At 41.4% G+C, this 573-nt stretch carries 1 protein-coding gene; it reads left to right on the forward strand.

The genetic code is table 11. From position 1 onward, the window contains the following. Positions 1-151: 151 nt before the first annotated feature. Positions 152-573 (forward strand): helix-turn-helix domain-containing protein (locus tag ACFIJP_RS09660; protein WP_375627215.1); only part of this gene is annotated, 422 nt, incomplete at its 3' end.

Raw genomic sequence — 573 nt, forward strand, 5'->3', positions numbered from 1 at the left:
ACTTCGCTCCTGCTTCAAACGGATGCTCAAACCATCCGTTTTTTGTGGGGTTAATTGTAAAATATCTGCCCTCTATAGCGGGCGGTAATAATAGGTATATGCCAAATATCTGTCTTTGTAAACAGTTTTTTGTCATTTGGAGTGATTTTTTTTGGCACGCCCTGAAAAAGAACCTAAAACAGAACTCGCAAAACGATTGCGTGAAATAAGACGAGTACTCGGAAATGAAGAACGCGGTGCTTTTGCGCAACGCCTTAATTTACAACGCACTACTCTTGCCAATTATGAAATCGGAGCACACGAACCAACATCCTCAGCAATTAACGCCTATCATAGAGTCTATAACATTAATCCTCATTGGCTCGTTACGGGTGAAGGTGAAATGTTTAGTGACATGGCAAAAGCGAAAGCAGCGGGTTTTAAACCACAAACTATCCCTGCTGGTCTCATGAAAAAACTTGCTCGCATAGCTTATACAACTTATCGCGATGCAAATATAAAACTCCCCCCTGAAGATATAGCGGAATTAGCGGCAGAGCTTTGTATAAAGTTGCAAGAGCTTGTTCAAGACAT

Origin of the sequence: Bartonella sp. MU37NMGALS (genome assembly GCF_042194015.1) — a bacterium.
Classification (GTDB): domain Bacteria; phylum Pseudomonadota; class Alphaproteobacteria; order Rhizobiales; family Rhizobiaceae; genus Bartonella; species Bartonella grahamii.